Source organism: Jezberella sp. (assembly GCF_964834465.1).
The window spans coordinates 180840-189867 of sequence record NZ_CBAZRM010000005.1 but is presented as its reverse complement, the minus strand read 5'-3'; the positions used below and the strand labels follow the sequence as shown (position 1 = coordinate 189867).

The 9028-nt window shown below is 50.6% G+C and carries 6 protein-coding genes and 2 pseudogenes; 5 read left to right on the top strand and 3 right to left on the bottom strand.

Features of this window, described 5'->3' with window-relative positions; translation table 11 throughout:
* Both AC1W8Y_RS05690 and AC1W8Y_RS05685 read left to right on the top strand, forming a co-directional pair.
* A pseudogene (locus tag AC1W8Y_RS05690) lies at positions 1 to 181 on the top strand (IS256 family transposase); the annotation flags it as partial.
* A 193-nt stretch (positions 182 to 374) separates the two neighbouring features.
* Positions 375 to 1919 carry a DKNYY domain-containing protein gene (locus tag AC1W8Y_RS05685; RefSeq protein ID WP_482013502.1) on the top strand — a complete coding sequence of 515 codons (1545 nt, stop codon included), beginning with the start codon at positions 375 to 377 and terminating at the stop codon, positions 1917 to 1919.
* Positions 1920 to 1957: 38 nt separating this feature from the next.
* Here the strand turns inward: AC1W8Y_RS05685 and AC1W8Y_RS05680 are convergent.
* Positions 1958 to 2173 (bottom strand): annotated as a pseudogene (locus tag AC1W8Y_RS05680) (transposase); the annotation flags it as partial.
* Between the two features lie 196 nt (positions 2174 to 2369).
* Here AC1W8Y_RS05680 and AC1W8Y_RS05675 point away from each other — a divergent pair.
* The 3 genes from AC1W8Y_RS05675 to AC1W8Y_RS05665 are packed head-to-tail and all read left to right on the top strand — an operon-like array spanning position 2370 to position 6319.
* A complete protein-coding gene (locus AC1W8Y_RS05675) occupies positions 2370 to 3833 on the top strand; it encodes a carbohydrate porin (RefSeq protein ID WP_482013501.1) in 1464 nt (487 codons plus the stop codon).
* A gap of 60 nt (positions 3834 to 3893) precedes the next feature.
* Positions 3894 to 5063, top strand: coding sequence for an SMP-30/gluconolactonase/LRE family protein (locus AC1W8Y_RS05670; protein WP_482013500.1), 1170 nt, complete (start codon positions 3894 to 3896; stop codon positions 5061 to 5063).
* Positions 5060 to 6319: a Dyp-type peroxidase gene (locus tag AC1W8Y_RS05665; RefSeq protein WP_482013499.1), complete on the top strand. Its 1260-nt coding sequence runs from the start codon at positions 5060 to 5062 to the stop codon at positions 6317 to 6319. The genes AC1W8Y_RS05670 and AC1W8Y_RS05665 overlap by 4 nt, the downstream gene beginning before the upstream one ends.
* Positions 6320 to 6336: 17 nt before the next feature.
* Here the strand turns inward: AC1W8Y_RS05665 and AC1W8Y_RS05660 are convergent, their stop codons facing one another.
* Together AC1W8Y_RS05660 and AC1W8Y_RS05655 are read right to left on the bottom strand one after the other, a co-directional pair.
* Positions 6337 to 7059: an ABC transporter ATP-binding protein gene (locus tag AC1W8Y_RS05660; protein ID WP_482013498.1), complete on the bottom strand. Its 723-nt coding sequence runs from the start codon at positions 7057 to 7059 to the stop codon at positions 6337 to 6339.
* Between the two features lie 27 nt (positions 7060 to 7086).
* Positions 7087 to 9027: a branched-chain amino acid ABC transporter ATP-binding protein/permease gene (locus tag AC1W8Y_RS05655; RefSeq protein WP_482013497.1), complete on the bottom strand. Its 1941-nt coding sequence runs from the start codon at positions 9025 to 9027 to the stop codon at positions 7087 to 7089.
* Position 9028: the final 1 nt, after the last annotated feature.

Genomic DNA, 9028 nt, shown 5'->3' with positions numbered 1-9028 from the left:
CGTTATCCGTGCAGCCACGAAACGTCGTAAAGTATTCCCAACCGACGAGTCTGCAAAAAAGGTTATTTATCTCGCTATCGAACAAGCGTCAAAGAAGTGGACAATGCCGATCCAAAATTGGAAAATGGCATTGAGTAGATTTGTAATGGACTTCGGTGATCGGCTTGCCAACCACCAATGATTAACCCGCCAGCATTTACACAGAATTATTTACAGGCTCAATTCTTCTCGTGCAAGTACTTGCTAACGATCTGTTAAACAGTCCCGTTGAGCCTGTAAATAATTATGCCTATAGCTACGACCAATGTTCACATTATTTCACTTCAATGAATGGCGACGTCTCAGCGACTAACCCCTAAAACTTCGTCCACCTGATGCACAAACTCCTGATCGCATTCACCTTATGTCTAATCACCCTCGGATCCGCGCACGCTGCCGATAAATATGAATGCACCGAAGCCTGGCGGTCTGTTCCGGAGTCAAAGGATTGGGTTAAAAAATCATGTCAGTCTCTCTCCAAGTATCATTTTCTCAACCCATTTTTTACGGTAGAGCAGAACAAGCTTTATTACTATGAAAGTGAGTCGACGCAGTACAGCGAATGCGCGAGTTTTTTTCCCTGTAATGGGGCCGGGCCGCATCGACGTCACGTCGTCGAAATTCGACAGTTCACGCTAGTACAGGGCGACCCAGACATTAAACAGTGGGTAGCTCTGTCCGTGAACACACCTTACGCAACAGATTTTCGAGCGCTTTACTACAAGGCTCAGCCAGTGAGCGGATTCAAAGTTCCCGAAGGCTTAAGCAAGGATATGGTTAAGGTTCTTGCCGATGACCGCTACGTTCAGATCGGTGCTAGCCTGCTCAGGGACGGCATATTGATGGCCGATGTCAACGTGAATGCCTTCACGCTGATGACGAACATTCCTAACCGATTTGATCTGAGCAAAGATGATCAGCGTGTTTTTTGGAACGGGATCGCGATTGCAGAAGCGGATCCTGAAAGTTTTGAGGTGGTTGCAGATAGCTTTCTTCTGAAAGACAAGCGTCACGTGTGGCGCGTCGATATTGATGAGCCGAAGTTATTGAATAATGCCGATCCCCATCTCGTTAGTGTGGGTGGCAACTACTATAAGACAGGCAAGAAGGTGCTGTATCGCACACACTTCATCCCTGAAGCTGACGCAGCCTCATTCGAAGCGATCGATCTCGCTTGCCAGACATCTTCTGGGGTCTGCGGCGACCAAGGTAGCCCCTTGTGCGAGGTGGCAGGCCATCCTAATCTACGCTGTGGTCAGGACTCGGCAGCTGCTCGGCCGTTCAATGTGGCGCGCGATAAGCAGCATGTGTACGTCGATGGTGAGGTGATCAACGAGATCGATGCAAAAAGCTTCCTTCCGCTGCTATGGAAAAACCATCATCTCTTTGGGCTCGACGCCCATCATTACTTTGACTACTCAGATGCACGAGTGCCCTCACTCAAGGCCTATGCCTACGATGGCCAGACGTACGGACCGGTGATGCTAAGCTCGTCCGGGTCGGGGGTCATCTTTGCAAATGCTAAGGGCCTGATAAATGTCCTCAATGATGGTAAAGGATTGCAAACCTGTGCCAACCTTGACCCTGCAGATAGTCGTCGCACGTCATACGGGCCGTTACATATAGCAAAGGTTTCAAATGCTGCGTGGGCTTTTCAGGACGAAAAATATACTTACGTGTTCACACAGAATCGTTTCTCTACATCCAGTGGATTTGCTGAGTTCGATCCGAACGTCGATGATTACTTGATTGAAAAGGGTTCAGGCAAGCATTTGGTATTGTCTGTTCATCAAGCTTTGAAGGCGACACGAGACCAATATTGTGCGCCGTTCTCCTCGCCAATCAAACGATCGAAGGCGAGCGCTGACGTACACCCATAGAGCCTGTAAATAATTCTGTGTAAATGCTGGCGGGTTAATCATTGGTGGTTGGCAAGCCGATCACCGAAGTCCATTACAAATCTACTCAATGCCATTTTCCAATTTTGGATCGGCATTGTCCACTTCTTTGACGCTTGTTCGATAGCAAGATAAATAACCTTTTTTGCAGACTCGTCGGTTGGGAATACTTTACGACCTTTGGTGGCTGCACGGATAACGCTGTTGAGCGACTCGACTGCATTCGTGGTGTAGATGGGGGCAATCATCACAATCGTTGTCGAGTTAGCTGAACAGACTGTCAACTTAACTAAAACCCCACACGCTGCGGCACAATTTGATAAAACAGCATGAAATAAGTCAAAAAAATGTAACAAATCGTTTGACTCATTTTAATTTGTAAATGATAATCGTTGCTATTATCATTTGTATTTCATAGTTGAGACAGCGTTTATGCGTGCTGGTGTGCTTTACCCGATGCTGAAGTTTTTGGCGCTTGTCGCGCTGCCTTTGCTGTCCTTACTGGCGCAAGCAGCGCCACCCCCCATCAACATGACGGCGGTGGGTGATGATAATTATGTCAGCAGTCGTGGCTTTTTCGGCTTTATTGATGGTATCGACCGAAGCAATGCGCTTTTTGGAGACCTGTGGGGTTTTCGCTCGGGTCTGAGTAAATATGGCATTTCCCTGGGGATTCTAGAAACCAGCGAAGGCCTCGGTAACTTAACGGGAGGGGTTCAAAAAGGCTTTGCCTACGATGGTTTGACTCAAGTGCTGTTTCAAATGGATACGAATCGAGCGTTTGGTCATTATGGGGGGGTGCTCAATTTGAGCTTGTTAAACCTTCACGGCCAAAATCTCAGCGTCAATAACCTGCTGAGTTTACAAACCGCGAGCGGGATTCAGGGGACGAATGCGACGCGACTGTGGGAGTTTTGGTACGACCAAAAATTTCTGGACGAAGACCGTTTAAGCATCAGGGTAGGGCAACAAAGCCTTGATCAAGAGTTCATGGTGAGCACAAACGCTCTGTATTTCGTCAACACGATGTTCGGCTGGCCAATGCTGCCCTCGGCCGATCTGCCTTCGGGCGGTCCAGCTTATCCGTTGTCAGCCCTTGGGATACGAATGAATGCGCGGCCAGTGGATGGCCTGAATCTCTTGCTGGGTGTCTTCAATGGTGATCCCGTAAAAAATAGTGATGGTAGCGATCCACAAATGCAAAACCGGTATGGAACCAGCTTCCCAACTAACGGTGGCAAACTTTATATCGCAGAGGCACAGTTTTCGTACCCCGCCTTGGGCAGTATGGTTGAACCGGGGCAAGAAAGAGCGCTGGGCTACACCTATAAAATTGGGGCTTGGTACAACTCCAATCGTTTTGCGGATCTGGCAATGGACAACTCAGGATTATCCTTGGCCGATCCGGATAGCACGGGCAATCCCCTGCAACATCAGGGCAACTTCGCTTTTTATGCCGTAGCGGATCAGTTGATTTGGCGCGATGAACGTCGACCAGATAAAACCATTGGGCTATTTGGCCGAGTCATGGGTACCCCGCTTAAAGATCGAAATGTGATCGACTTTAGTGCGAACGTTGGCATGGTCGCGCATAGCCCCTTTAATAATCGTCCGTCTGATACCTTTGGTCTGGGTCTTGGCTACGCCCATGTCAGCAGCCAGCTCGGTCAATTTGACGACAACACCGTGGCGTTTACTGGTAGCTGGCAACCAACGCACACCAGTGAAGTCATCCTCGAAGCAACTTATCAGTACCAACTGAGGCCTTGGATTCAACTGCAACCGGACATTCAATACGTCATTAATCCCGGCGGCGGTGTGGCGAACCCCAATAACCCGACGACACGAATCCAGAACGAGTGGATCATTGGCCTCAGAACCAACATTCTTCTTTAGGATTGTTCCCTAAAGATAGATCGAACCAAACGTGCCCCCCCATTGATCAAGGTATTTAAGATGCGCAGCGACCGACCTAGGCTAAGAGCTTCACCTCATCACTTTATTTCTCTGTTGCTCGTCTTTGCAACGCTGACCTTGAATCTGGGCACCGTGCAAGCAGAGCCCAAGGGGCTGTTAGAGACGATCAAGAAACATCGATACTTGACCTCTACGATCCCAGATAACGGTGACGTCAACCCTTACGCGGTCGTGATTGCCCCCGTGTCGGTAGGCGTGATTGAAAAGGACGATGTGCTGGTCGACAATTTCAACAACATCTCTAATTTGCAGGGCACGGGCACGACCATTGTCCGTTATCGACCCAGCACGAAAGAGACAAAGCTGTTTGCCCAAGTGCCTCAAAAACTCAAAGATTGTCCCGGCGGGGTCGGTCTGACCACTGCGATGAGCATGTTGAAAACGGGCTGGGTGATTGTGGGTAGTACGCCAAGTACCGACGGTACGACGGCCACCAAGGGCGACGGCTGCCTTCTAGTGTTTGATGCTAACGGTAAGCACGTCTCTACTTGGGTGGGGCCAGCGATCAACGGGCCATGGGGCAACATGGCAACCGTGGATCACGGGGATACCGCCACCCTATTTATTAGTATGGCTGGTTTCGACGTGCCTGGTCCGACCAAAATCGACGCGGCAACGGGATATCCCGTCGTTCTGCAGAAGGCAACGGTTTTGCGAATCGAGCTCTCTATTCCAGACGGCAAGCCACCGGTGCTGAAAAGCCAAACGGTGATTGCGGATGGCTTTTCTCACCGGGCTGATTTGGCTAATTTTTTGTTTGGGCCCACCGGTCTAGCGCTTGCGCCTGACGACACGCTTTATGTCACCGACGGTCTAGACAATGAAATTACGGCCATTGATCATGCGAGCACACGGTCAACAAGTGCCGGAAAAGGACGCCTGGTGACCAAAGAGGGGCTCTTGCAATGGCCGTTGGCGATGATCATGACAGATCAAGGTCATTTAATTGTTTGCAACGGCAAAAACGGTCAAGCCGTTGAAATTGATCCTGTCGCCGGTCAGCAAATTTATGCCCACTGGCTCAACGCGAATCAAGCGCAGTCGCCACCTGGTAACGGCAATCTTTTTGGTCTCGCCCTAGCAGCCGATAGCAAGACGTTTTATTACGTGGAAGATGATATCAACTCAATCAGGATTGCAACGCCGTGAAACAAGTTCGACAAGATAACCGCCGTTCCTTTATGAAGCGTGTGGCGCTGGCTACCGTGGCTGCACCGATCCTGTCAGAAGCAGCCCCCGCCCTCGCGTCGACGAGGTTGCACAAAGAGAGAGAGGCTTTCTTTAGTCGCTATCAGCCAGGCATTGCCTCTCGTCAGCCTCGGCATACGTATTTCGTGGCCTTTGATGTCACCACGAGTAATCGCAACGAACTGGTCACTTTACTCAAAGCCTGGAGTCAAGCCAGTGCTGAGATGATGGCTGCGCCAGAGAAATTTGATTTAAAGGCAGACGCAAATCAAGCGCCAGCGAGTTCAGGCGCCGCCGTCGGTCTGTCAAATACCGCGCTCAGTTTGACATTTGGTTTTGGCGCAACGCTCTTTGAAAAAGAAGGGGTAGACCGGTTTGGTATTGCCAAACAACGGCCAGAAGCGCTGATCGATTTGCCACGCTTTACGGGCGATCAGTTGCTGCCTGAGAGAACGGGTGGGGATATCTCGGTGCAAGCCTGTGCCAACGACCCGCAGGTGGTTGAGTACGCGGTGCGTCGCATGGCTCGGTTGGCGCAAGGGGTGGCCGTCATGCGTTGGGCGCAGATGGGGTTTGCCGGTGACTTTAATCCACACGAAACCCCACGCAATCAGATGGGTTTTAAAGATGGCACCATCAACGTGACAACCCATTACCCACAATCCATGGATGAATTTGTTTGGGTTGGCGAGGAAGGCCCGACCTGGCTGAGAGACGGCACGTATATGGTGATTCGCCCTATTCGTATCTCGCTCGAACATTGGGATGAAATGAAGCTCGCCTTTCAGGAAGAGACCATCGGGCGGCACAAAGCCTCTGGCGCCCCGTTGAGGAAAAAAGACGAGTTCGAACCATTAGGGCTAGAACGAGAAGATAAGGACGGCAACCCTATCATCAATGAGTTCTCGCATGCGGCGTTGGCGGCACCTGAAAACAATCGCGGGGCGCAAATTCTCAGAAGAGCATTTTCTTATGACAACGGGATTGCCAAATTCGCAGAGCGTTGGCCGCCTTGGCGTCAATTGGTCACGTTTGACGCTGGGCTGCTCTTTCAGTGTTATCAAAAAGATCCGCGCACGGGCTTTGTTCAAATCTTCGAAAAGATGGCGAAAGTCGACATGCTGAATCAGTTCACGACTCACACAGGAAGTGGTCTGTTTGCGTGCCCACCCGGTGCGCAGCAAGGCGGTTTTATTGGTCAAGGTTTGTTGGGTTAACGTCGCGATGCAAACCCTTAGTGACCACCGCCGAGATAAGCAGCCTTAACCGCCGGATCATTCTTCAGGTTCTCAGCAGGCCCCTGGGCGCTGATGCGTCCGTTTTCGAGAACGTAGCCATAGTCAGCGACGTTCAGCGCGGCAGCCGCGAACTGCTCGACCAGCAGCATGGTCATGCCCGCGCTCTTTAGGCGAGAAATGATGCGAAACACTTCATCGACCAAGATCGGTGCCAAACCCATCGATGGTTCGTCAAGCAAAATGACTTCAGGATTCAGCATGATGGCACGTGCCATCGCGAGCATTTGCTGTTCACCACCAGAGAGCGTACCCGCAAGTTGATGGCGACGTTCTTTCAAGCGGGGGAAGAGTTCCATCGCTTTGTCGAGATCGTGTTTAACGTCCCCCTTGGGGCGACTGCCTGTCAAGCGAGGAAACGCGCCAAGCAACAAGTTGTCGGTCACTGACATGGTCGAAAATACCCGTCGGCCCTCTGGCGAGTGGGCTAACCCAAGTTTGGCAATTTTGTAGGATTCAAAGCCATCAATTTTTTTACCTGCCAGTTCGATATCGCCCGCGGTGGGTTTGATCATGCCCGTGATCGCCCGCATTGTGGTCGTTTTGCCTGCACCGTTGGATCCGATCAAGGTGATGACTTGACCTTTGGGGACTTCGATGGTGATGCCATGCAAGACCTTGACTTTGCCGTAGCCAGCTTCGAGATTTTTAATAGATAACATGTGAGTCCTCGTCTATTCGCTGATTGCTCAGGTCGCTTGTCCGCCAAGATAGGCTTCGATCACTTTTTCGTCGGATTGCACTTCGGCCGGCTTACCCTCAGCGATCTTTTGACCGAAGTCAAGCACCGATACCGTATCGCAAGCAGCAGAAACAACGTCCATGTGGTGTTCAATCAGGATGATGGTGATGTGGTGTTCGCGGATCTTCTGGATAATGGCCAACAGATCTTTGATATCCGGTGCTGTCAGACCAGCTGCCGGTTCATCCAGCAGCAAGAGCGTCGGGTCGAGCGCCAAGGCGCGTGCGATTTCAAGCATGCGCTGCTTGCCATAGGGCAGGTTACGGGCTTCTTCATTAGCCAATGCGCCAAGTCCAACAAACTCAAGTAAACCTAGGGCGCGAACGCGGGCGGCAGACTCTTCACCGGTATATTTAGGTAAATGCAACGCAACGTCCAGCAGGCTTGAGTTGAAGCTATGGTGCAAACCGACAAGAATGTTTTCAAGCGCCGTCATCTCGCCGAACAATTGAACGTTTTGGAAGGTCCGCGCGATACCAGACAACGCGATTTGCGATGAGGTTTGACCCACGATGCTGTTGCTTGCGTAGACCACGTCCCCGGCAGTAGGGACGTAAATACCCGTGAGTACGTTCATCATCGTGCTCTTGCCAGACCCATTCGGACCAATCAAACCGTGTACCGTCCCACGCTCAACCGTCAGATCGACATGGTTCAAGGCTTTCAAACCGCCAAACTGCATCAAAATGGATTTGACCGTCAGGAGCGGCCCGGATTGATTGCCCTGCAGAGAGGCGCTGATGAAATCTTTGTTGGAAGATGCATCGGTTTCGACGGACATGGCTTCTGCATGCTGGCGCTTAGCACTGAACAGCGATGCGTAATAATTACGGACAAAACCAACAATCCCGTCTTGCAAGTAATAGACGACTAGCAAGATCATGCACCCGAAAATAGTCAGACGCCAATCTGTAATGTTTTGTAAAAAGAAAGAAAATATGGTCAAACCAATCGTGCCAATCAGCGGGATAGCAACTTTTTTGATTGTCGTTAACCTTTTTGAGAGCGACACCGTCGAGAGGACCACCATCAATATCGACAAGACGATCATGACTTGCCGAAAGAGGACAATATCGTCCAATAACTTAGGCAGTAAAACGATGATGGCTGCCCCCAAAATCGAACCAATGCGCGATTTGCGACCGCCCATGATCACCGCCAGCAAGAACAAGATGCTGAGCTCGATCACATAAGTATTTGGTGAGATGTATTGTTCGGAGTAGGCGTATAAGTTGCCAGCCAAACCCGCAAAGCCAGCACTGATCACAAAGGCATAAACCTTGTAGCGGTAGACCGAGACACCCATACAGTCGCAAGCGATGGGGCTGTCGCGCAGAGCTTCGAAGGCTCGTCCTAAGTGCGATTTCAACGTGCGATGAGCAATCAACAAGCTGATTAACATCAACGCAGCAACAATCCAGAAGTACTCCCGCTCGTTTACGAGGTAGTTGGCAAAGCTTGGCTTTGTCAGTTTGATGCCCACGGGCCCTTCGGTCAAAAAGCTCATCTCGTTAATCAGGATCTGGATAATCGTGCCAAAGGCGAGCGTCACCATGGCAAGATAAGGGCCAATCACTTTCAATGCAGGCAGCGCTAAAAGACCGCCGAAAGCGGCAGTCACTGCAATTGAAAGGGGGACTGTCGCCACAAAGGGCAAGTGCAGTTTAAAAAATAGAATCCCAGCGGTATATGCGCCGATACCAAAGAGACCCGCGTGACCGAGTGACACTTGCCCTGTATATCCCACCACAATGTCCAGACCGAAAAGCAAAATGCTGTAAATCAGTATCCGCTCAATCATATGGACGTAATAAGGATTGGGGACGAGCAGAGGAAAGCCAAACAACAACGCAATGGCAAGCACTATAAGGATGGTCTTCAATTTCATG

What these genes read in the sequence shown, in the direction of transcription:
- AC1W8Y_RS05685 (WP_482013502.1), top strand. Translation starts at nt 375, where the DNA reads ATGCACAAACTCCTGATCGCATTCACCTTATGTCTAATCACCCTCGGA.
- AC1W8Y_RS05675 (WP_482013501.1), top strand. Translation starts at nt 2,370, where the DNA reads ATGCGTGCTGGTGTGCTTTACCCGATGCTGAAGTTTTTGGCGCTTGTC.
- AC1W8Y_RS05670 (WP_482013500.1), top strand. Translation starts at nt 3,894, where the DNA reads ATGCGCAGCGACCGACCTAGGCTAAGAGCTTCACCTCATCACTTTATT.
- AC1W8Y_RS05660 (WP_482013498.1), bottom strand. Translation starts at nt 7,059, where the DNA reads ATGTTATCTATTAAAAATCTCGAAGCTGGCTACGGCAAAGTCAAGGTC.
- AC1W8Y_RS05655 (WP_482013497.1), bottom strand. Translation starts at nt 9,027, where the DNA reads ATGAAATTGAAGACCATCCTTATAGTGCTTGCCATTGCGTTGTTGTTT.